Source organism: Neisseria sp. HMSC061B04 (assembly GCF_001836705.1).
Taxonomy (GTDB): Bacteria; Pseudomonadota; Gammaproteobacteria; order Burkholderiales; family Neisseriaceae; genus Neisseria.
The window spans coordinates 63,841-86,192 of the sequence record NZ_KV830170.1; the positions used below are offsets into that span (position 1 = coordinate 63,841).

Here is a 22,352-nt window from a genome sequence, read left to right on the forward strand (position 1 = left end):
GTTAATTTTCGGATGCTTTCTTTATGCACCTTCCCGATATTTCCATTCTCGGCTTAGGCTATCTCGGCCTGCCGCTGGCACAAAAATGTTACGAGCACGGCAGTCAGGTGGCCGCCGTCAAACGCAATCTAACCTCCGACGACATCAATCTGCCGATTGAGCTCGACATCATCGATTTGAATCAAGACGATATTTTTCACAGTTCGGCCTTGTGGCAAAACCACATCAACAAGCCGACATGGTTCTGCCTGCTTCCGCCTTCGTCATTAAACCATTACGCCGATACCCTAAAAAAATGGATTCAGCTTGCCGAGCGATGCAAGGTACAACACATCATCTTTACCAGCAGCACCAGCGTATATGGCGACCAAGCACGCGTATGCGATGAAACCACGCTACCCGACCCACAAACCGAATCCGCCCGTCAAATCCTCGCGGTTGAGCAAGCCTTGCTGGAAAGTGCCGTTCCCCATATCGACATATTGCGACTGGGCGGGCTTTACTCTGCCGACCGTCACCCCGTTACCAAGCTGGTTCAAAAAACACGCATTCAAGGCGGCAATCAACCCGTCAATATCCTTCATAAAGACTTAGCCGTCCAAGTCCTTTTGCAGACGGCCTGCCAAGCCGACGGCAAGCGTATCCGCAATATTGTCGAACCCCGCCACCCAAGCCGGGCCGAATTTTATACTGCCGAAGCGGCCAAACTCGGCCTGCCGGCTCCTGATTTCATCGTTGATGATGAAAGCAACGGCAAAATTGTAAATACCGTTTGCGCAGACGGGCTAAGCCTGTAAAATTGCGACTCAACCCATTCATCCGTTTCAGACGGCATTTAGAGTAAACCATGTCCGCCCTATTTCCCATTATCAACCACCTGATACAGCAAAATCCGGAGCAACAGCGCGAGCTGTCTGAATTTGCAGGCAGCATCATCTGCATCAGCCTGACCGGTTTCAGACTGACCGGACGCATCAGCGAACAAGGTTTTCTTGAAACCGCAAACGACACCGCCGACACCAACATCACATTCCACAACAGCGCCATCCAAAAAATCCTCCAAGGCGGCCAGCCCGGCGTGGGCGACATCAGCCTCGAAGGCGACTTGGTATTGGGCATGTCCGTCCTTCCTATTTTAGGCGGACTGCGCTATTATCCGAGCGAAGATTTGGCGCGTGTATTCGGTCATGTGGCCGCAGAAAGCATCAGCTCGCGCGCCGGCGACATCGGCCGCACCATGAAAAAAATCGGCAAAAGCATTGCCGAGCAAATCAGCGACTTTTCACGCGAACCCGAATCCCCTGTTATCGACCAAGCCACGCTTGCCGCATGGCTGGAAGAAGTGGACAAACTGCGCGACGACGTTGCCCGCCTAAACGAACGCCTCGACCGCCTCGAGCGCGATATCTGGATAGATTAAATAATTAATTTCAGACGGCCTATTACATGAAAAGCCCATTTAAAAACATCGGTATCGTTACGCGTCCCAATACACCCGAGATTCAAGATACCGTCCACACATTGGTTTCTTTTCTACGCGAAAACGGCTTTACCATCTATCTGGATGAATTGAGCGTAGAAGAACACTGCGTCTATATCCAAGATTCCGCCTACTGCGAAACCGTCAACAAAGCCCAACTGGGCAAATACTGCGACCTCGTCATTGTGCTCGGCGGCGACGGCACCTTTCTCTCCGCCGCCCGCGAAGTCGCCCCGCGCGCCGTCCCCATCATCGGCATCAATCAAGGCCACTTGGGCTTCCTCACCCAAATCTCACGCGACACCATGGTTGAAGGCATCCGCCCCGTACTAGAGGGCAAATATCTGCCCGAAGAACGCATCCTCATCGAAGCCAGCATCATTCGTGACGGCGAAACCATCGAACGCGCCCTCGCCCTCAACGACACCGTACTGTCTCGTGGCGGCGCAGGCCAAATGATTGAATTTGAAGTCTTTATCAATCAAGAATTTGTCTATACCCAACGTTCGGACGGCCTGATTATTTCCACGCCGACAGGTTCGACCGCCTACGCGCTTGCCGCCGGCGGCCCCATCATGCAGGCCGGTCTGCACGCCTTCACGCTCGTGCCCATCTGCCCGCAATCCATGACCAACCGCCCAATTGCCATCTCCGACACCAGCGTAATCGAAATCCTCATTACCAAAAGCGGCGACGCACGCGCACATTTTGACGGACAATCCCATATCGACGTGCAAAACTTCGACCGCATCATCATCCGCCGCTATCACAACCCCTTGCGCGTCCTCCATCCCACCGATTACCAATACTTCAAAACCCTGCGCCAAAAGCTGCATTGGGGCGAACAATTGATTTAAACACCACTTCAATAAATAGGCTGACCATGAAAACCATTTCCCAAACCTTAATCATCGCGCTGTGCGCCCTTTCCTCCCTCTCCGTCTCCGCACACGGCATGCACAAAAGCAAACCCTTGTCCTTTGAAGAGTTGCCGAAAATCTGCCAGCAATACTTTACCCGTGCGGATGCGTGTTACCAAAAAGCAGGCGATAAAGCCTCGTTCCAACGCGACAACACAAAATACCTGCGCCAAATCCTGCCTGCCGCCGACGTAGGCCAACGTGAACGCATGTGCCAAATTGCCATGGATACATTCGCTGAAAAAACAAAAGGCTTAAATTGCGAATAAAGACCTCTGTCTTAGCTCTAGCAATTTTTGATTTCATAAAAAGGCCGTCTGAAACATTGGATTGTTTCAGACGGCCTACTTACAAAAAATCTTTACTTTTTAAGAAGAGACTACAAAATCCACTGTATGAGCTTCACTGTAATCAGGAATTTCTAGCTTTTCTATCATGCGGTGCAACACATCATTCGGCACAGAATGTTCGCGGTTACGGTTTTGCGATAGCAATCGCGTATAAGGCACTTCCAAATAAATGAGATGCACGCGTGCGCCGTAATCGGCAAACATCGGCAGCCATTTGCTGCGCAGGTCGCGGTTAAGATTGGTCGCATTAAAGACAAATGACGTACGGGTGCGTAGGTATTCTTTTGCCTGCTCTTTACCCAAACGCACTGCTTCGGCGGTATGTTTGGAATCTGCGGGATCAAGTTTGCGCTCACGGCGAATCTCGTCCAGCGACAGCATAGGCAGATGGGCAAAATGTTGCCTGATGTAACTGTCTTTGCCGCTACCTGCTATGGCGCACATGGCGTATACATCAAAGGTCCGATCATCAAATGGCTGATAATCCGGCATTTCGCTACGACCGTTAAGATAGAGATAGCGTCCGTAGTCGCTAGCGAACGTACGTGCCTTGCCCCAACAGGCATTTTCTTCACAGAGTTCACGAAACAAATCAATGCGCAGCAAAATATCCTGTTGATCGCAACATATACGGCCTAAAACATCGGCTTTAGCAAGCATGGCAAGATGCGCAGTGTTAACCTGCAAACTGGCCGCTATGACGGCTCGCTCAGGATTAGGCTTGTTAATTGCCCATAAAGGCAGCCCGTGCAGACGCACGAGTTTGGCTATCGCTTCGCGCACGGCAAACGGTGCGGCAAGTTCGGTATACAGCAAAGTACGGGCGGTATGTTCGCCTTTTTTTGCGTGATGCGGCGAAACGATACGCTCTTTGCCGTTTTCAATTTCACGCTTGGTCGTACTGCGTTTTTCTACGTCGTGCAGCATAGCGGCTGCAAACAAGATGTGTTGCTCCTGCTCGCCGAGTGCTTGGAATTCGGGCAGTTGCAGCAGGGCTTCGCACACCATTTTGGTATGCGTAAATACATCGCCTTCGGCATGCCATTCAGGATCTTGGGGAACGTTTTTCATATCGGCAAACCAGCTGAAACGACGTTCTAAGGCTTGCCAATCAGGAAGTTGGCTGGGTATGTAATATGGGAATGTCCACATGGTTGTCTTTCTTATTATTGGATAATCGGACTTCAGGCTGTCTGAAACTGCCAGCTTTGCCAATGGTATTTGTCGTAGTCGATAAGACGGGCGGGCTTCCAAGTTTTTGTCCAATGCACATCGGTTTTAACGTGTTTGGCTCGTACCAATTTGAAAAGGTTGTCGAATTCATTGGATTGAACAGATAGGTTGCCGTTGTTGGTGGCAAAATCAGCGGCGTTACGGATAACAAAACCTTCGCTGCATGCTGCTCCTGTATTCGGATCGTAGCCGCCAAGTTTGCCGGCAGTTTGTACGCTCTCCGTCCACGACTCTCCCAAATTAGCGGCCAGCCATTGCGCTAAAGCAATATCTTCATTGGCGTATTTTTGGGTAAAGTCGGCAAGAGGCTGCATAATGGGAATTTCTGGCACAGTCGGAAAATCAAACAGCTGCGCATAAAATTTAACCTCTTCCCATGAAAGCCAATGTCCGCCACGACGGACGGCGAATAGATAAAAATAGCTTTCCAATTGAGAATAGGCAATCGAATGAATACCGTACATATTCTCGCCAAAAAGTTCGAGATCGCCCAAATCATCTTTGATTTGCTGCCATCGTTGCAGCAAAGGTTTATCCCACAGATGCTGGGTAGGTGCAGTATGACTACGGGCATAGAGGCCGTGTGCGGCAAAACAGTTGTTTTGCCCATCTAATTTTTCGGTTAAAACCAACTTCGGCAGCTCGGCAAAATATGAAAGAAAGCCGCGCGGCATAAAACGGTCGTCAGAGGTTGTGCCGAGGCTGATGGGCGCATGCAGGCTGCGGGCGTATTTTTGAGGTTCGTTAGTTGTCATAATATTTTTCCTTTTTATTCATTTTTTAATTTTCTTTTCAAATATTCCCAGCGACTGGTTACATTTTCCCCACCACATTTTCTTGTTTGGAAACCAATAGTTGGTCAACTTTTAGATTCTCGGTGTCGATGATTTCAAACTTATAACCGGCATAAACCAGGAAATCCGTGCGCTTCGGGATTTTGCGCAGGGAATACATCATAAAGCCGGCGATGGTTTCGTAGTTTTCCGAATCGGGAAACTCTTCGATATCCAGCGCACGCATGACGTCGGCGAGCGGGGTTGCGCCGTCCACCAGCCAGGTGTCTTCGGTGCGGCGGATGATTTGCGGCTCTTCTTCGGTATTGACCAGCTCGCCCATGACAATGCTCATCACGTCTTTCAGCGTTACCACGCCGACCACCAGCGCGTATTCGTTCACTACGACGGCAAAGTCTTCGCCAGAAGTTTTGAAGGTTTCCAAGACATCGTAAAGCGACAGCGTGTCGGGAATAAACAAGGCTTTGCGCAACACGCGCTTGTCGGTCAGGCGGACTTCTTTTTCTTTTAAAAACAAGGTCAGCAGCGTATGTGATTCGATGTAGCCGATGACGCGTTCCAAATCGCCGTCGCATACGAGGAATTTGTTGTGCGGTTTGTCCGACATCATTTCCAACACGGTATCGCTGTTGTCGTTTTTATCAAAATAGACAATGTATTCGCGCGTACTCATGGTGGAAGTTACCTTGCGCTCCTGCATATCGAAAATGTTTTCAATCAGATAGTGTTCTTGTTCTTTCAACACACCAGCCTGCGCACCGGCATCGACGACGGCGTAAATGTCTTCCGAAGTCAGTTGCTCCTGACGGACGGTGGAAATTTTGAAGAGCTTGAATATTGCGTTTGCCAATCCGTCAAAAATCAAAATAAACGGCTTTAAGATAAAAATTAAAAACATCATCGGCCGCACAATGCGTACCGCCACCGCTTCAGGGTGGGTCATCGCCACGCGCTTGGGCATCAGGTCGGCAATCAGGATAAAGCTGCCTGTTACCAACGTAAATGTCAGCAGCGACGCAGCCGTACTGCCCCAACTGCCAGCGTTTGCCAACAAGCCGTCAAAATAGGGGCGCACCGCCGCCTCGCCGACGATACCGGCAAGAATGGCGACGGCGTTCAAACCGATTTGGACGACGGTAATAAAACTGCCCGGCTGCTGCTGCATATTGAGCACATCCAGTGCGCGCGTATCGCCGCCGTCTTTCGCCATGACCTGCAATTTGATTTTGCGCGCCGAAGCAAGCGCAAGTTCGGAACAGGACACAAACGCGCTAATGACAATCAGCAGGCACAATAATAGTAAGGCTTCGAGAATATTCATAAAAAATTATGTGTGGTATAGGTTAGAAACATTCAGACATCAAAGGCCGTCTGAAAAATTTAATTTATTCTGTGATTAATATTATGTGTATTTATCGCTTCAACCATCTAAAGCATCTTCATCCAAGGATTTCAGCCACTTCAGCTTTTCACCAATTTTGATTTCCAATCCGCGCGGGACGGGTTGGTAGAAGTCGGGTTCGTCCAAGCCGTCGGGCATATAGCTTTCGCCGGCGGCGTAGGCGTTTGGTTCGTCGTGGGCATAGCGGTATTCTTTGCCATAACCCAATTCTTTCATCAACTTGGTCGGTGCATTGCGCAGGTGGACGGGCACTTCGTCGCTGGCGTTTTCTTTGACGAAACGGCGCATTTGGTTGTATGCCTTATAACCTGCGTTTGATTTGGCGGCGGCGGCAAGGTACAACACAGCTTGAGCCAAAGCAAGCTCCCCTTCCGGCGAGCCTAAGCGTTCATAAGTCGCGGCGGCATCATTGGCAATCGTTAAGGCACGCGGATCAGCCAAGCCGATGTCTTCCCATGCCATGCGGACAATGCGGCGGGCGAGATAGCGCGGGTCGGTGCCGCCGTCGAGCATACGGCAAAACCAATACAATGCCGCATTGGGATGCGAACCGCGTACGGATTTGTGCAATGCGGAAATTTGATTGTAGAAACTCTCGCCACCCTTATCGAAACGGCGGATTTGCGCTCCCAAACTATCGGCGAGAAATTCAGCGGTTAAGGTTTTCAGACGGCGTGTATCGGCAGCGCGTAAAAGCTGCTCAATCAAGTTCAACAATCTGCGCGCATCGCCATCCGCGGTATTCACAAGCAATTCTTGCGCATCCGCTTCAATCGTAAAGTCTTGGTATTCGGGCAAAGCCAATACTTTGGCAATCAGTTTTTTTAGGTCGTCTGAAGACAAGGACTGCAAAACATACACCTGCGCGCGGCTCAATAGCGCGGGATTGACTTCGAACGACGGATTTTCCGTCGTCGCGCCGATAAAGGTTAATAAGCCGCTTTCGACATAAGGCAAAAATGCGTCCTGTTGCGCTTTGTTGAAGCGGTGTACCTCGTCAACAAACAAAATCGTTGCTCGCCCTTGTTGCAGGGCAATTTCAGCCTTTTCAATAGCCTCGCGTATGTCTTTCACGCCTGAAAATACGGCGGAAACAGGCAGAAACTGCGCATTGAAACTCTGCGCCAAAATCCGTGCCAGCGTGGTTTTGCCTACGCCCGGCGGCCCCCACAGCAACATAGAATGCGGCTTTCCGCCTTCCACCGCCACGCGCAAAGGTTTGCCCTCACCGATTAAGTGTTGCTGCCCAATGACATCGTCTAAAGAATGCGGACGCAGGCGTTCGGCTAAAGGGGCTTCGGGTTGGCGTGCAAAAAGGTCGGACATAGCGGCTTTCGTGCTGATTGATTGAAAAGAAAACTCGCTAGCATTATACGGTAGTTTCGCAAACACACATATCGGGCCGCATTACGGTATAATACATGCTATTTTGAGAATTCTTCGGACGTTTCAGACGGCCTTGTTTACAGGAAACATCATGACTTCAAAAGCTCTTTTGGCAGCTGTTACATCAGCTTTCTTATTGGGTGCATGCGCTACCGGCGGCGACTCTTTCGGCGGTTTGGGCAGCGGTACGGGTATCGGCAGCAGCGTAGTGAAAATGGCGGTAGACAGCCAATGCCGTACCGAATTAAACAAACGTAACGAATGGCGCGTCATCGCTTTGGCCATGAGCGCGGAAAAACAAGCCGAATGGGAAAATAAAATCTGCGGCTGCGCCAGCGAAGAAGCGCCAAACCAATTGACTGCAACCGAAATGATGCAGGTATTGAGTCCGGCAACCCGCGAACAGGCCATTGCTTCCGTTACCGCAAAAACGGTTACCGCCTGCTTCAAACGACTCTACAAATAATCGTTCAGACGGCCTTTTTTCACATCAAGGCCGTCTGAATTCGTTTTGACTTTCTATTTGAATTTTAAATACATAGAGAAGAAACCATGAAATACATCAGCACCCGCGGTGCGACCGCACGCAAGCAATTTAGCGAAGTTTTATTGATGGGTTTAGCTCCTGACGGCGGTTTGATGCTGCCTGAGCAATACCCTCAAATCGACCGTGCTACTTTAGACCAATGGCGCACACTCAGCTACCCCGAGCTGGCGTTTGAAGTCATGAGCCTGTTTGCCACCGACATCCCTGCTGATGATTTACGCGACATCATCAACCGCACCTACACCGAAGAAGTATTCGGTACCAAAGCCATTACTCCGGTGCGTACACTTTCAGACGGCATCAAAATCCAAGCCCTCTCCAACGGCCCGACTTTGGCATTCAAAGACATGGCCATGCAATTCTTGGGCAATGCGTTTGAATATGTATTGAACAAAGAAGGCAAAGAACTCAATATCTTAGGCGCCACCAGCGGCGATACCGGCTCTGCCGCCGAATATGCCCTGCACGGTAAAAAAGGTGTCAACGTCTTCATGCTTTCTCCGGAAGGCAAAATGAGCGCATTCCAACGCGCGCAAATGTTCAGCCTACAAGATGCCAATATTCATAATATCGCCGTTGAAGGCATGTTTGACGACTGTCAAGACATCGTCAAAGCCGTACAAAACGATGCCGAATTCAAAGCCAAATACCACATCGGCACAGTCAACTCCATCAACTGGGGCCGCATCGTCGCCCAAGTCGTGTACTACTTCGCCGGTTATTTCAACGCCACATCAAGCAATGACGAAAAAGTCAGCTTCTGCGTACCAAGCGGCAACTTCGGCAATGTCTGCGCCGGCCATATCGCCCGTCAAATGGGTCTGCCTATCCACCGCTTGATTGTCGCCACCAACGAAAACGACGTATTGGACGAATTTTTCAAAACCGGCGCATATCGCCCACGCAACAGCGAACACACCCACGTCACTTCCAGCCCGTCTATGGATATTTCCAAAGCCTCCAACTTCGAGCGTTTTGTGTTTGACCTGATGGACCGCGATGCGGACGAAATCCAAACCTTATGGGCGGAAGTAGCCTCCGGCAAAGGCTTCAATTTGGAATTTGCCTTAAACAAAGTACATCAACAATATGGCTTTGTTTCCGGTAAATCGACCCATGCCAACCGCCTTGCCACCATCAAACAGGTTTACGAGCAAGATCATGAATTGATTGATCCGCATACAGCCGATGGCGTCAAAGTTGCCCGTGAAGTCCGCGAAGCCGGCGAAACCATCGTCTGCCTCGAAACCGCACTGGCCGCCAAATTTGAAGCCACCATCCATGAAGCGGTCGGCGAAGTTTCCATCCCCCGCCCTGCCGCATTGGAAGGCTTGGAAAATCTGCCGCAACGGGTCCGTGTTGTCCCTAATAATGCGACGGCAGTAAAAGACATCATTAAGGAAGCTCTGGCTTAACCGGCCGTCCTTGACGACTGATGAGGCCGTCTGAAACTTTTTCAGACGGCCGCAACCGATATTTAAGAAGTGGGCAACATTATTGCCAAACCCACCAAACCACAGTCGTTCCCAATATAAAATCAAGGCGTTAAAACAATACCGACTCCTTTTGACTTTCAATTGCAAACATTGTAATGACAGATATTTTCGTTTAGAATTGCATGTTTGCTCTAAATTTGGATTGATATGCAGACAACACAAGCCACATCCAACTGGGAGTTATACAAGCGCTTGCTTGGATATTTGAAAAGCTATTGGAAGATGTTTATCGTCTCCGTAGTGGCCATGCTGATTGTCGCCGGTACGATGCCGGCTTTCGGTTACTTGCTCAAACCTTTGATCAATGAAGGTTTTGTCGATAAAAACATGAAAAGCATGTCATGGTTGCCGCTGGCAATTGTGGCGCTGTTTTTCGTTCGCGGCCTGTTTAACTTCATCAACGAATATTGCACGACGTATCTGTCCAGCCACTTAGTGCAGCGCTTGCGCGGTGAAATGTTCAACAAAATGATGCACCTGCCGACTTCGTATTTCAGCAGCAATACCGGTGGCCGTTTGATGTCTCGTATCTTGAACGACGTCAATCAAATTACCGATGCAGGGTTCAACGTCATTACCGTGATTGCCAAAGACGGCGTGAGCGTAGTCGGCCTGTTGGGCTTGCTGACTTATCTGAACTGGCGTTTGACCCTGATTACTTTTATCATCTTGCCGGTTGTTGCTGTATGTATCCAAACAGTCAGCAAACGCCTGCGCAAACTGTCTGCCAACAACCAAATTTATCTTGGCCAGCTGATGCAGGTCTTGGGCGAAAGCATTAATGGTGAACGCGTTGTAAAAATCTACGGCGGCCAAGATTATGAAAACCGCCGCCTCGACCGTATTGCCAATGATGTTCGCCGCAACCTGCTCAAACAGGTTTCCGCCAGCTCTGTCGGTACCGGCATTACGCAATTGATGGCTTCGGTTGCACTGGCTGCGATTATTTACGCAGCCGCCCGCCAAGCAGGGCTTTCAGGATTTAGTGCAGGCGATTTTATGTCGTTTTTGTCCAGCATGATCATGATGTTTGACCCCATCAAACGCATGACCGGCGTGATGCAGTCCCTGCAACGCGGTTTGGCGGCGGCTGAAAGTGTCTTCACCTTTTTGGATCAACCCGAAGAAAGCAACGAAGGCAAACAAATCCTCAGCCCAAACCCTGGCGATATCGAATTTTGCGATGTTGTACACCGCTATCCCGAAGCCGAACGCAACAGCTTGAACCACATCAACCTGCTTGTGCCGCAAGGCAAAGTGACTGCATTGGTCGGCGCATCGGGTTGCGGCAAAACCACCTTGGCCAATATGTTGCCGCGCTTCCTCAATCCCAATGAGGGCGAGATCTTGATCGGCGGCATCAACATCAATGAATATACGCTCGAAAGCTTGCGCAGCCGCATGGCATTCGTCAGCCAAAACGTTGTCCTGTTTAATGGTACGATTGCTGAAAACATTGCCTATGCACAAGCTGACAAATTTAGCGAAGAAGAAATTATCAATGCCGCAAAAGCAGCCAATGCTTGGGAATTTATCCAAAAAATGCCGCAAGGCCTGCACACTGAAGTCGGCGAAAACGGTTTAAAACTGTCCGGCGGCCAACGTCAACGCCTCGCCATCGCGCGTGCGCTTTTGAAAAACGCGCCGATTTTAATTTTGGACGAAGCCACCAGCGCATTGGATAATGAATCCGAACGTTTGGTACAAACCGCATTGGAAAACCTGATGCAAAACCGTACCACTTTGGTGATTGCCCACCGACTTTCTACCATCGAAAAAGCCGACAACATCGTTGTCATGCATGAAGGCAATGTCGTCGAACAAGGCACACACCAAGAATTAATCAGCGCAGGCGGACGCTATGCCGACCTGCACAGCCTCAGCGAAAAATCAGCCGTACCGGCGAGCAAGTAGCTGAAGCCGTATTCCACTCTTTTTATTAACCTCGGCCGCCCCGACTTATCCTATTCAGACGGCCTTATCCGACAGGAAATATCAATGGCAGCATTCAATACCCAGAAAGTCTTGTCCGTACACCACTGGACCGACGCTTACTTCACTTTTACCTGCACCCGTGACGAATCTTTGCGCTTTGAAAACGGCCAGTTCGTCATGGTCGGCCTGATGGTTGACGGCAAACCGCTGATGCGCGCATACAGCGTGGCTTCCGCCAACTGGGAAGAGCATCTGGAATTTTTCAGCATTAAAGTACAAGACGGCCCATTGACCAGCCGCCTGCAACACCTTAAAGTCGGCGATGATGTCCTCATCAGTAAAAAACCGACCGGTACACTGGTTGCCGGCGACCTGAATCCGGGCAAACACCTCTACCTCTTGAGCACCGGTACCGGCATCGCCCCTTTCTTGAGCATTACCAAAGACCCTGAAATTTACGAGCAATTCGAAAAAATCATCTTGGTTCACGGCGTACGCTACAAAAAAGACTTGGCATACTACGACCGCTTTACCAAAGAATTGCCCGAACACGAATACTTGGGCGATTTGGTTAAAGAAAAATTGATTTACTACCCGATTGTTTCACGCGAAGACTATGTACACCACGGCCGTCTGACCGATTTGATGCGCAGCGGCAAACTCTTTGAAGACATCGGCCTGCCTAAAATCAATCCGCAAGACGACCGCGCCATGTTGTGCGGCAGCCCTGCCATGTTGAAAGACACCTGCAACGTCTTGGACGGATTCGGCCTGACCGTTTCTCCGAAAACCGGTGTCCGCGGTGACTACCTGATTGAGCGCGCATTCGTCGATCAATAACGTATCCCCGGCAACAGGCCGTCTGAAACCCTTCTTTCAGACGGCCTAAAACCTTAATAATTTATCCCACATTATGCCTACTCTACTCATTATCCGTCCGTCCAACCGTCCGCAACAAGATATCCAAACCTGCCATGCAGCCGGTTGGCAGGCTCAAGTATTGAGTCCGATCGAAATAGAGGCAGACCGTTCGGCACTAAACAAACTTCCCGAACAATTTAAGCAAGCCGATGTCGTGTTTTGGGTCAGCCCCACCGCTATTGAAACCGCAGCGCCGCACTTGAACTTTTCAGACGGCCCCAGAGCACACATTACTGTCGGCCAAACCAGCCAACATACTTTGGCACAATTCTCCCCCTATCCCGTATTCTCTCCCGAAGACGGCAACGACAGCGAAGCCGTCTTGAGAATGCCTATTTGGAAAAACCTGCCACCCAATGCCCGAGTTTTAATCATTCGAGGTCATGGCGGCCGTGATTTTCTAGCAGACAAACTGACCGAATTGGGTTTCCAAATCGACATCGCCGAAATCTATTTCAGACGGCCACACGCCATCGATTGGCAAAACTTTAAAACCGAAGACATCGCCGCCGCCTACGTCACATCCGGCGAACTCGCGCGCGAATTTTTCCATCAGATTCCGCCGCAATTTTCCCGATTCTTCGAATCCTTGCTATACTTTACCCACCATCCACGTATTGCCGATGCGCTTCGCATCGTCGGTGCCAAACATGTAGAAACCGTCACTTCTCTATCCGCTGCACTTTCATCCATGCCACAAAGGAGCCAAGCAGTGAACCAAGTCGAAGACAATAAAGATACCCGACAAGTTGCCAATACGGCAGCACCGGCGCCTGAACGTTCTGAAAACACCAGGCCATCTGAACCAATCAAACCTACCCAACCTCAGCAAGTGGAGGCGAGCATGCCCGAGTCCAACAATCTCCCACAAAACAACGCCCCTGTCATCATCAAACAATCCGGCGGCAAAGCCTTGGCCGCAGGTGCAACCGTCTTGGCACTGCTTGGCTTGGGCGCGAGCGGATTCCTGTTTGTACAGGGTCAAAATGTTTTAAAAAACCAAGAGCTCGAATTCAATCAAAAAATCGACAAAGCTGCGTTGGACGAGTCTGAAAACGCCAGCCTTTTAAAAGACAACCTCAACCGCCAAACCGCTATTCAGGCCGAGTTAGACCGCTTGAACAACGGTCAAAAAAGCAATAGCGATCAAATTCTGCAAACGCAAAAAGCTTATCAAGAGCTGCTCAAAGGCCGTGTCAACTGGCTGGTTGATGAAGCCGAATCCATGTTGAACACGGCTTCGCAACAATTGATGCTGTCAGGCAACCTCCAAGGCGCGGTCAGCGTATTGGAACACATCGACAGCCGTTTAAGCCGTTTTGACCAGCCCGAGCTTATCCCCGTCAAACAAGCCATCAGCAATGATTTGGCCGCGCTGAAAAACCGTCCTTATGTCGATATTTCCGCTACCGCCTTGCGTATCGACCGTTTGGAAACCGCCATTTCCGGCCTGCCTTTGGTCTTGGACGGCGTATTGAAACCGGGTGCCGCACCTGTCGAAACCGCCCATTCAGGAACTTGGTGGGAAAACACATGGGAAAAATCCCTCAATGCCCTCAAAGGTTTGGTTGAAGTCCGTCATCTGGACAGCAACGACGCCATGTTGATTTCGCCCGAACAAACCTACTTCATCCGCGAAAACCTGCGCCTTCGCCTTTTGGATGCGCGCATTGCCCTGTTGCAACACAACGGCGAAGTGTATCAAAGCGATTTGAACAATGTTGAAGCGACCGTAAAACAATACTTCGACAGCAAATCCCCTGCTACCCAGTCATGGCTGAAAGAGTTGGCCGAACTCAAAGCCCTTGATGTCCGCATGATTTCAGACGACAGCCTGAAAGCCAGCTTGAGCGCCGTTCGCGCTTATCAAGAAGGTTCGCGTACACAAATGACAGCCGAAGAGGCCGCACCAACCCAAGCTGCCGAGAAAACCGCTTCCGCTCCGGCGGCAGCTACCGAGCAAGCCACAACTGCCGCACCGGCTGCCGCTTCTGCCCCTCAATCTCTGGAAGCACCTGCCTTGCCGTCTGAAAACAAAAAAGAACCGGCTGCCGAAGCTGCCAAACCACAAAACCAAACCAAGCCTGCTGCCAAAATTAAAGGAGAGCAAGCATGAAAACCGTCGTTTGGATTGTCATTCTGTTTGCCGCCGCCGTCGGTTTAGCGTTGGCTTCCGGCATTTATACAGGCAACGTGTACGTCGTAGTTGAGCAAACCATGCTGCGCATCAATCTGCATGCCTTTGTTTTAGGCCTGCTGTTGAGCGTATTCGTCTTGTATTTCCTGATTAAATTCGTGTTCGGCCTCTTGAACCTTCCGGCACGTATGCAACGATTCGGCATTGCCCGCAAAGGCCGTCAGGCTTCTGCCTCTTTGAACAGTGCAGGTTTGGCATATTTTGAAGGCCGTTTTGAAAAAGCCGAACAAGAAGCCGCCAAAGTCTTGCAAAACAAAGAAGCCGGCGACAACCGCACCCTGGCTTTGATGTTGGGCGCGCACGCGGCCGACCAAATGGAAAACTTTGAACTGCGCGACCGCTACCTGCACGAAATCGAACACCTTCCGCAAAAACAACAGCTTTCCCGTCATCTTTTGCTGGCAGAATCCGCACTGGGCCGCCGCGATTATCCGACTGCCGCACAAAACCTTGAAGCCGCAGCAAAAATCAACGGCAACTTGAGCCGCTTGGTGCGCCTGCAATTGCGTTATGCCTTTGATCACGGCGATGCTTCAGATGTCTTGGCAAAAGCGGAAAAACTGGTCAAAGCCGGCGCCATCAACGATTACGAAGCAGAACAGTATCAAAACTGGGCATATCGCCGCCTCTTGAGCGAAGTAACCGATGCAGGCCGTCTGAAAGCCTGTTTGAAACAGATTCCCGAAAGTGTGAAATCTGGCGAATTGTGCGTCGCGATTGCCGAAAAATACGAGCGTTTGGGCTTGTATGCCGAAGCGGTCAAATGGGTAAAAACCCATTATCCGCAAAACCGCCAGCCCGAGCTTTTGGAAGTATTTGTCGAATCCGTTCGTTTCCTAAGCGAGCGCGACCAGCAAAAAGCCATCGATTTGGCAGATTCTTGGCTGCAGGAACAACCGAACAATGCGCTACTGTTGATGTATCTTGGCCAACTGGCTTACGGCCGCAAACTTTGGGGCAAAGCCCAAGGCTACCTCGAAGCCAGCATCGCCCTGCAACCCAGCGTATCTGCGCATTTGGTTTTGGCTCGTGTATTTGATGAAACCGATCAGCCTCAAAAAGCGCAAGAACAACGCAATCTGGTTTTGGAAAGCGTGGCTGAAGAAGAACATCCGTCAGCCCTTCCTCAACCCAATTGATGTGCTGATTTCGCATTAAGCGACAACATGAAATCTACAACTAAACCAACCATTTAATCATTTCAGACGGCCTGAATAAACAACTAAGGCCGTCTGAACTTTGTTCCAACACACCAAATCAGAAAGCCTATTTATCATGACTGCTCTGAAAAACGATACTTTCCTCCGCGCCCTGCTCAAACAGCCTGTCGAATACACGCCCATTTGGATGATGCGCCAAGCCGGACGCTATCTGCCTGAATACAAAGCCACGCGCGCGCGCGCAGGCAGCTTTCTCGATTTGTGCAAAAACACCGAGCTGGCAACCGAAGTTACCATCCAGCCTTTAGAACGTTTTGATCTGGACGCAGCAATCCTGTTTTCCGATATTCTGACCGTTCCCGACGCCATGGGTTTGGGTCTGTATTTTGCCGAAGGGGAAGGCCCGAAATTTGAACGTGCCTTGCAACACGAAGCCGACATCGCCAAACTGCAAGTTCCCGACATGGAAAAACTGCAATACGTCTTTGATGCCGTAACTTCCATCCGTAAAGCACTGGACGGCCGCGTGCCACTCATCGGCTTCTCCGGCAGCCCGTTCACACTCGCCTGCTACATGGTTGAAGGCGGCAGCAGCAAAGAATTCCGCACCATCAAAACCATGATGTATTCGCGTCCTGATTTGCTGCATAAAATCCTCGACACCAATGCCCAAGCCGTCACCGCTTATCTCAACGCCCAAATCGATGCCGGTGCACAAGCCGTACAAATTTTCGACACTTGGGGCGGCGTGTTGAGCGATACCGCATTTAAAGAATTCAGCCTGAAGTACATCCGACAAATCGTTGCCGGACTCAAACGCGAAAACGAAGGCCGCTGCGTGCCTGTTATCGTATTTGCCAAAGGCGGCGGCTTATGGCTGGAAAGCATGGCGGAAATCGGCGCAGACGCATTGGGCTTGGACTGGACCTGCAACATTGGTGAAGCCCGCCGTCGCGTTGGCGAACAAGTTGCCCTGCAAGGCAACTTCGACCCGTTTGCCCTCTTTGGAACACCGGAATCTATCCGCACCGAAGTCGCGCGCATCCTTGCCGACTACGGACACGGCAGCGGCCATGTCTTCAACCTCGGACACGGCATCAACCAACACGCCGACCCCGAACACGCCAAAATTCTGGTCGATACCGTACACGAATTGTCCCGTCAGTATCACCGTTAATGGAAACAACGCAAAGGCCGTCTGAAAACAAAAACACAATTATCGTGTAAATTTGTTTTCAGACGGTTTTTCTATATACTTAATATTTGTAGCTTGTCGGCCTCAACCTTCAAATTTAAAAACTTAACCAATCCCTACCGAATATGAATTTCTTAAAAGACATCACTTGGACCGAAATTTTTATCTTCGCCCACACCTGCGCCGCACTCGTCTGCATGCTGCGCGTGTTGTACAAACAAAAAAACATCGGCTCAACCTTTGCCTGGCTGATTATCCTCTTCCTTTTCCCCGTGTTCGGAACCATCGCCTACATCCTTATCGGCGAGCCTCGTCTCGGCACGGCCCGCGCCAAACGTACCGGCGAAATGTACCGCTTCTACCACAACTTTGCCGCCGCCCACCTAGCCGATATCTATCTCGACATTGCCGACCAAGTCAAATCACGTTACCACGGCATCAGTAAAGTTGCCGAAAAAGGAACGGGGCTGGGTGCCACCAAAGGCAACGCCATGAGCCTACTCTCGACCACCGATGCCATCATCGATAGTATGCTTACAGACATACGCGCCGCAGCCCATTCCTGCCTGTTGGCCTTTTACATTATCGAGCCCAAAGGCCGCATCGAAGAAATTCTAAATGAAATCCTTGCTGCCAAAGCCAGAGGCGTAGACTGCTCCATACTGGCCGATGCCGTCGGCAGCAGGAGCTTTCTTGAAAGCGATTGGGTAGAGAAATTGCGCAAAGCAGGTATTGAAGTACATACCTCCTTACCTGTCGGCATCTGGCGTACATTATTCACACGCACCGACCTACGCAACCACCGCAAAATCCTCGTTATCGACAGCAAAATCGGTTACACCGGCAGCTTCAACCTTGTCGACCCGCGCTATTTCAAACAAAACTCTGGCGTCGGAGAATGGGTCGATGCCATGATGCGCTGTACAGGGCCTATGGTTTTGGAACTGTCTGCCGTCTTCTTCGCCGACCTCGCCGTCGAAACCGATGAAAACCTCCAAAACGTACAAACATACCTCAACCAAGCCCAAAGCCTGCTGCCCAAAATCCTTCCTGAAAAAATGCAGCAAGGCGATATTGTTGCCCAAATCATTCCATCCGCCCCAGAGCAAAGCAGCTTCGTTATCTACGAAACCATCATCAGCGCCATCTATGCCGCCACCAAACAAATCACGATTACTACTCCCTACTTTGTCCCCGACGAGCCGCTTCTCATGGCGTTAACCGTTGCCGCCAAACGTGGCGTCAAAGTGACCCTGATACTGCCTGCCAAAGTCGATTCACTGATGGTACGCTATGCCTCACGCGCCTACTACCCTATGTTGCTGGAAGCCGGTGTCAAGATCGCCATGTTTGAAGGCGGTCTTCTACATGCCAAAACCATGACCATTGACGAAGACTACTCCCTCTTCGGCACGGTCAACATGGATATGCGCAGCTTCTTCCTCAACCTCGAAATCAGCCTCGCCATCTACGATCGCGATACCACTAAACAAATCTGCCACCTACAGCGCAGCTACCTTAAAAACAGCAGCTACATTGCCATCAAATCATGGCAACAACGCTCCAAACTCCGCGGCCTCGTAGAAAATGCCGTCCGCCTGATGAGTCCTTTACTGTAAAACATAAATATTTAGGCCGTCTGAAAAATACTTTTCAGACGGCCTTTTTATATGGAAACAGATTAATCTGCTATACAAACTTATAAAATCTAAGTCCGGTTTATTTTCAAATCGGTTCGAGATATCCCATTATGTTTTAATTACTATAAATAATTTATCTTGTTTTTACAGCCCGGCTTTCTACCCAATTAGATTAATAGGATAGAATACGGATAATTTTCATATTATCTAACGTATTCAAATTGTTAACCCATTAAATTATCTCAGGAGCGATTATGTTCAAAATAAAATTTAAATTGTGGCTGCCAATGCTGTTGGCTGCAATTTTGGCTGCTTGTTCTCAACAATCCCCCTCGTCCGAAGCTCCTGCAGCAGCCGAATCAGAAATGGCTAACCAAAGCGTAGAAACAGCAGAAAAACTAGGAACCAGCTGGGGAGATGAAGTTCAGTCTTCCGTTCATTCCGTAGATTTGCGCCGTGTTACTAAAAACCCTTTGGCAGAAGGCGTATTGAATTACTCTGCTAAAGATTATCGCGGTAAAAAAATCAACTCGATTTCTTTAGCCGCAGGCAAAGTAGAATTATCCGTACAATCTGACAATGGCGACCTGTTTCCAATCTTCCGCGACGGCAGCAACTACTTTTTACAAGGAAAAGACGGCCAGTCATACCGTTTGGTTTATAAGAACAATAGTAATAAAACTTTGGAAATCATAGCCAGCGTGGATGGTTTGGATGTCGTCTCAGGCCAAGCAGCCAGCAGATACTCAGATGGCTATGTTTTGTACCCACATGATTCACTGGTAATCGAAGGTTTCCGTAAAAGTGACGATGCTGTAGCATCTTTTGTATTCAGCAATCCAGAAGACTCTTACGCTGCAAACTCGGATAAAGGTTCCATCAACAACACCGGTGTAATTGGTACAGCGATTTTTGAACTATACGATCCGACGCAAAAAAATAGCGAACCTGACGCATTCCCAGCCGATAATGGATATGCCCAACCACCTTCCAAATAAACAAGCCTCACAAACTGCATAGTTAAGCTTGTTAAACTTAAAGGCCGTCTGAAAAACACTTTTCAGACGGCCTTTTAAAACACTTATGCACAATATTTATCATCGATAAATATTCAACTCATCCCTTTTCTTCAGTTTCAAAAAAGTAAGCCTCAACATATTTTCTCTCAAAATAGTTTTACAAAATTTAACCATAAATAAACCAATTGATATTTATAAAAATATCCAAACTACAAATCAAAATGAGACCAATATGTTCTTTTACATTTATTTGTAGTTTGATAATCATTATTAAAATAATTAGAATAAACGGTCAATTTTTTTATTCCTTGGGAAAAATCATGAATAAAACCTCTTTTCCTGTATTCCACCTTAGTCTCATTACACTCGCACTATCAACAGGCTTCGCTCATGCCGAAAATTTGCAACCCGCAGAAACTGCCGAGCTGAATGAAATTAAGGTCACCGGTACTGCCGTACCGACTCGTGTAACCCGCAACCAGCTCGACCGCGAAATTTCGACCGATTTAAAACAAGTCATGAAAGACCAAATCGGTATGGATGTCGGTGGCGGCAACGGCGTGGCGCAGTTTTACAGCATCCGCGGCGTTGGTGAAGACAAAATTAACCTAGAAGTCGACAACACCAGCCAATCCACAAAAATCTTCCACCACCAAAGCCGCTTCCAGCTTGATCCTGCTTTGGTGAAAAGCATCAACGTCGAAAAAGGTACGGGCGCGGCGAGCGCGGGTTTGGGTGCGGTCGGCGGTACCATCCGTGTAACAACGGTTGACGCAAAAGACCTGCTGACCGAAGGCAAACCTTTCGGTTTCAAACTGGGCGCAGGCTTGAGCAGCAATAAAGGCTCAACCGGCAGCGCAGCGGTTTACGGCTATCAAAACGGCTTCGATGCCCTGTTTGCAGGCAACTTCCTCAACAACCGTGACTACAAAGACGGCAACGGCAATGTCAACCTCGGCAGTCGTCTGAAACAGCACAGCTACCTCGCCAAACTCGGCTACGATTTCAACGACGACCACGGCATCCGCCTGACCTACCGTCAGGAATACCAAAAAGGGAACCGCACCGACAAAGCCGAGTTCCAAAACGTTGACAGCTACATCGGCGTGGACGGCACTTATCAAAAAGAGCAGACCTACAATCTGGAATACCGTGGCCGCAACGTCGGCTTTATCGACAAAATCGACGCCAACGTCTTCCAAATCAATACCGACGACACCAAACCGCCTAAAGGCGCTCCTTCTCCAAAAGCCCAAGCTTCCGGCACGGCGCAAGGCGGCGTTCCCATCGGTCAGCTTGAACTAAGCAAAATCAAAGCGACCGGCGCGAATCTGAACCTCGCCAGCTCCTTCGGCGACGGACACATGGTGAAATACGGCGTCAACTACCGCCACGAAACCTCCGAGCCTTCTGACAAAGGAGCATGGCTGAAAATTCTCGGCCTGTATGACCGCGACAAAGAGAAAAAGGCTGAATATGGCGTGTACGCGGAAGGCATTTGGAACCTGCACCCCGTTACCCTGACCACCGGCCTGCGTTACGACCATTTCAAATACAACGCCGCCAGCAAACAAAGCGCGTCGCACGGTCAGCTCAACCCCAGTATCAGCGCGATTTGGGACATCAACGACAATTTCTCCCTCTTGGCAAACCTCAATCAGGCAAGCCGTGCGCCCCGCCTGAACGAAGCCCTGTTGGCTAACGAACGTGCAGGCGCTGCCGCCGATTTGGACAGCAACCTCAAAGCTGAAACCGCCCGCCGTGCCGAATTGGGCTTCAAATGGCGCAACGACAACTTCAACGTCAGCGGCAGCGTGTTCCACCAACGCATCAAAGACCTCATCGTCTATCGTTGGGCAAAAATCAACAACAACACCGCCTCCATCACCGAACGCGGCAAGATTTACAACGGCGGCACGCTCAAAACCTACGGCTATGAACTTGACGCATCCTATCGCTGGGGCGGTCTGACCGCGCGCGCCGGCGTGTCCTACGTCAAACCCCGTCTGAACGGCGAAATGTACTACGGCGAAAGCCCGATTCAAGCAGAAGACCACGAAAGCTCGTTCACCTTCTGGAACACCGGCCGCCAATGGCTGACCGGTCTGTCTTACCAGTTTGAAAACCCCAAACTCGAAATCGGCTGGCGCGGCCGCTACGCCCAAAGCGTGAAATACACCGACGTCGCCCGCGGACAAGGCACGATACACGGCAAGAAAGCCGGTTACGGCGTACACGACATCTACGCCAACTGGCAGCCGCTGAAAAAAGACAACCTGAACGTCAACTTCGCCGTCAACAACATCGGCAACAAGCAATACCGTTCGCACAGCCAACGCTTCCCCGACGGCAACGGACGCGTCCCATTCTACGAACGCGGCCGCGAGTTTGCCTTGGGTGTGAACTATCGTTTCTGATGATACGAACGACCTTATAAAGAAACTAAAGGCCGTCTGAAATTCAATTTTCAGACGGCCTTTTATAATTCGTAAACAATTTGATTTTAAATTGTTTCCTCTCCCTTGCTAGTTACACAACGGATTATCCAGTCTTCAAATCGTCTCCATTGGGCTTCTTTTCCGAATCGGTCATGATTTGATTCCTTCTGAAAACTGACTACTCATTCTTCCAATATAAATAAAATAGGGGCTGACGTAGATTAGCAGTTATGCTAGGC

General features: G+C 49.9%; 18 protein-coding genes and 1 pseudogene. 15 read left to right on the forward strand and 4 right to left on the reverse strand.

From position 1 onward, the window contains the following. Window positions 1-23 precede the first annotated feature (23 nt). From HMPREF2661_RS00775 to HMPREF2661_RS00790, 4 genes are read left to right on the forward strand one after another with little or no spacing between them, the layout of a single operon-like run. Window positions 24-797: a Rossmann-fold NAD(P)-binding domain-containing protein gene (locus HMPREF2661_RS00775; protein WP_049322158.1), complete on the forward strand. Its 774-nt coding sequence runs from the start codon at window positions 24-26 to the stop codon at window positions 795-797. A 50-nt stretch (window positions 798-847) separates the two neighbouring features. Further along, entirely contained in the window at window positions 848-1,420 is a 573-nt protein-coding gene (locus HMPREF2661_RS00780; RefSeq protein WP_003746353.1) for a ubiquinone biosynthesis accessory factor UbiJ, read from the forward strand. 26 nt (window positions 1,421-1,446) lie between these two features. After that, window positions 1,447-2,337, forward strand: a complete 891-nt coding sequence (locus HMPREF2661_RS00785) for an NAD(+) kinase (protein ID WP_036491160.1) — start codon at window positions 1,447-1,449, stop codon at window positions 2,335-2,337. Window positions 2,338-2,363: 26 nt separating this feature from the next. Then, window positions 2,364-2,669 carry a hypothetical protein gene (locus HMPREF2661_RS00790; protein WP_003746349.1) on the forward strand — a complete coding sequence of 102 codons (306 nt, stop codon included), beginning with the start codon at window positions 2,364-2,366 and terminating at the stop codon, window positions 2,667-2,669. A gap of 99 nt (window positions 2,670-2,768) precedes the next feature. Here HMPREF2661_RS00790 and HMPREF2661_RS00795 read toward each other — a convergent pair whose 3' ends face one another. The 4 genes from HMPREF2661_RS00795 to HMPREF2661_RS00810 all read right to left on the reverse strand — a co-directional run bounded on the left by HMPREF2661_RS00795 (window position 2,769) and on the right by HMPREF2661_RS00810 (window position 7,505). After that, window positions 2,769-3,902 carry an AAA family ATPase gene (locus HMPREF2661_RS00795; protein ID WP_070822092.1) on the reverse strand — a complete coding sequence of 378 codons (1,134 nt, stop codon included), beginning with the start codon at window positions 3,900-3,902 and terminating at the stop codon, window positions 2,769-2,771. Between the two features lie 32 nt (window positions 3,903-3,934). Beyond that, window positions 3,935-4,741, reverse strand: a complete 807-nt coding sequence (locus HMPREF2661_RS00800) for an RNA ligase family protein (protein WP_084824290.1) — start codon at window positions 4,739-4,741, stop codon at window positions 3,935-3,937. Between the two features lie 55 nt (window positions 4,742-4,796). Next, the gene (locus HMPREF2661_RS00805; RefSeq protein ID WP_070822094.1) at window positions 4,797-6,098 is read right to left on the reverse strand and encodes a polyamine export protein PaeA; all 1,302 of its coding nucleotides are present in this window, start codon (window positions 6,096-6,098) and stop codon (window positions 4,797-4,799) included. A 99-nt stretch (window positions 6,099-6,197) separates the two neighbouring features. Then, window positions 6,198-7,505 (reverse strand): replication-associated recombination protein A, encoded by a 1,308-nt coding sequence (locus HMPREF2661_RS00810; protein ID WP_049322153.1) that lies wholly within the window; start codon window positions 7,503-7,505, stop codon window positions 6,198-6,200. Window positions 7,506-7,656: 151 nt separating this feature from the next. On the opposite strand from HMPREF2661_RS00810, the gene HMPREF2661_RS00815 reads away from it, so the two are divergent. The 11 genes and pseudogenes from HMPREF2661_RS00815 to HMPREF2661_RS00860 all read left to right on the forward strand — a co-directional run bounded on the left by HMPREF2661_RS00815 (window position 7,657) and on the right by HMPREF2661_RS00860 (window position 22,092). Further along, window positions 7,657-8,031: a hypothetical protein gene (locus tag HMPREF2661_RS00815; RefSeq protein WP_003746335.1), complete on the forward strand. Its 375-nt coding sequence runs from the start codon at window positions 7,657-7,659 to the stop codon at window positions 8,029-8,031. Window positions 8,032-8,117: 86 nt separating this feature from the next. After that, window positions 8,118-9,527, forward strand: coding sequence for a threonine synthase (gene thrC, locus HMPREF2661_RS00820; protein ID WP_049322152.1), 1,410 nt, complete (start codon window positions 8,118-8,120; stop codon window positions 9,525-9,527). Between the two features lie 228 nt (window positions 9,528-9,755). Next, window positions 9,756-11,522: a lipid A export permease/ATP-binding protein MsbA gene (gene msbA, locus HMPREF2661_RS00825; RefSeq protein ID WP_070822095.1), complete on the forward strand. Its 1,767-nt coding sequence runs from the start codon at window positions 9,756-9,758 to the stop codon at window positions 11,520-11,522. A gap of 84 nt (window positions 11,523-11,606) precedes the next feature. Beyond that, window positions 11,607-12,383, forward strand: coding sequence for a ferredoxin--NADP reductase (locus HMPREF2661_RS00830; protein WP_036491181.1), 777 nt, complete (start codon window positions 11,607-11,609; stop codon window positions 12,381-12,383). 73 nt (window positions 12,384-12,456) lie between these two features. Continuing rightward, window positions 12,457-13,152, forward strand: a pseudogene (locus HMPREF2661_RS11710) (uroporphyrinogen-III synthase); the annotation flags it as partial. A gap of 156 nt (window positions 13,153-13,308) precedes the next feature. Beyond that, window positions 13,309-14,580, forward strand: coding sequence for a uroporphyrinogen-III C-methyltransferase (locus tag HMPREF2661_RS11715; protein ID WP_234398635.1), 1,272 nt, complete (start codon window positions 13,309-13,311; stop codon window positions 14,578-14,580). Further along, complete coding sequence (locus tag HMPREF2661_RS00840; RefSeq protein WP_070822096.1) at window positions 14,577-15,800, forward strand: heme biosynthesis protein HemY; 1,224 nt, start codon at window positions 14,577-14,579, stop codon at window positions 15,798-15,800. The genes HMPREF2661_RS11715 and HMPREF2661_RS00840 overlap by 4 nt, the downstream gene beginning before the upstream one ends. A 136-nt stretch (window positions 15,801-15,936) precedes the next feature. Beyond that, a complete protein-coding gene (hemE, locus tag HMPREF2661_RS00845) occupies window positions 15,937-16,998 on the forward strand; it encodes a uroporphyrinogen decarboxylase (protein ID WP_070822097.1) in 1,062 nt (353 codons plus the stop codon). 143 nt (window positions 16,999-17,141) lie between these two features. Further along, window positions 17,142-18,635 (forward strand): cardiolipin synthase, encoded by a 1,494-nt coding sequence (gene cls / locus HMPREF2661_RS00850; protein ID WP_070822098.1) that lies wholly within the window; start codon window positions 17,142-17,144, stop codon window positions 18,633-18,635. A 275-nt stretch (window positions 18,636-18,910) separates the two neighbouring features. Continuing rightward, window positions 18,911-19,654 (forward strand): hypothetical protein, encoded by a 744-nt coding sequence (locus HMPREF2661_RS00855; RefSeq protein WP_070822099.1) that lies wholly within the window; start codon window positions 18,911-18,913, stop codon window positions 19,652-19,654. Window positions 19,655-19,995: 341 nt separating this feature from the next. Next, on the forward strand, window positions 19,996-22,092 hold the full coding sequence (locus tag HMPREF2661_RS00860; protein ID WP_070822100.1) for a TonB-dependent receptor plug domain-containing protein: 2,097 nt from the start codon (window positions 19,996-19,998) through the stop codon (window positions 22,090-22,092). The last annotated feature ends 260 nt before the right edge of the window (window positions 22,093-22,352 follow it).

Coding starts and splice junctions, on each gene's coding strand:
- HMPREF2661_RS00775 (WP_049322158.1), top strand. CDS start 24: ATGCACCTTCCCGATATTTCCATTCTCGGCTTAGGCTATCTCGGCCTG.
- HMPREF2661_RS00780 (WP_003746353.1), top strand. CDS start 848: ATGTCCGCCCTATTTCCCATTATCAACCACCTGATACAGCAAAATCCG.
- HMPREF2661_RS00785 (WP_036491160.1), top strand. CDS start 1,447: ATGAAAAGCCCATTTAAAAACATCGGTATCGTTACGCGTCCCAATACA.
- HMPREF2661_RS00790 (WP_003746349.1), top strand. CDS start 2,364: ATGAAAACCATTTCCCAAACCTTAATCATCGCGCTGTGCGCCCTTTCC.
- HMPREF2661_RS00795 (WP_070822092.1), bottom strand. CDS start 3,902: ATGTGGACATTCCCATATTACATACCCAGCCAACTTCCTGATTGGCAA.
- HMPREF2661_RS00805 (WP_070822094.1), bottom strand. CDS start 6,098: ATGAATATTCTCGAAGCCTTACTATTATTGTGCCTGCTGATTGTCATT.
- HMPREF2661_RS00810 (WP_049322153.1), bottom strand. CDS start 7,505: ATGTCCGACCTTTTTGCACGCCAACCCGAAGCCCCTTTAGCCGAACGC.
- HMPREF2661_RS00815 (WP_003746335.1), top strand. CDS start 7,657: ATGACTTCAAAAGCTCTTTTGGCAGCTGTTACATCAGCTTTCTTATTG.
- thrC (WP_049322152.1), top strand. CDS start 8,118: ATGAAATACATCAGCACCCGCGGTGCGACCGCACGCAAGCAATTTAGC.
- msbA (WP_070822095.1), top strand. CDS start 9,756: ATGCAGACAACACAAGCCACATCCAACTGGGAGTTATACAAGCGCTTG.
- HMPREF2661_RS00830 (WP_036491181.1), top strand. CDS start 11,607: ATGGCAGCATTCAATACCCAGAAAGTCTTGTCCGTACACCACTGGACC.
- HMPREF2661_RS11715 (WP_234398635.1), top strand. CDS start 13,309: ATGCCCGAGTCCAACAATCTCCCACAAAACAACGCCCCTGTCATCATC.
- HMPREF2661_RS00840 (WP_070822096.1), top strand. CDS start 14,577: ATGAAAACCGTCGTTTGGATTGTCATTCTGTTTGCCGCCGCCGTCGGT.
- hemE (WP_070822097.1), top strand. CDS start 15,937: ATGACTGCTCTGAAAAACGATACTTTCCTCCGCGCCCTGCTCAAACAG.
- cls (WP_070822098.1), top strand. CDS start 17,142: ATGAATTTCTTAAAAGACATCACTTGGACCGAAATTTTTATCTTCGCC.
- HMPREF2661_RS00855 (WP_070822099.1), top strand. CDS start 18,911: ATGTTCAAAATAAAATTTAAATTGTGGCTGCCAATGCTGTTGGCTGCA.
- HMPREF2661_RS00860 (WP_070822100.1), top strand. CDS start 19,996: ATGAATAAAACCTCTTTTCCTGTATTCCACCTTAGTCTCATTACACTC.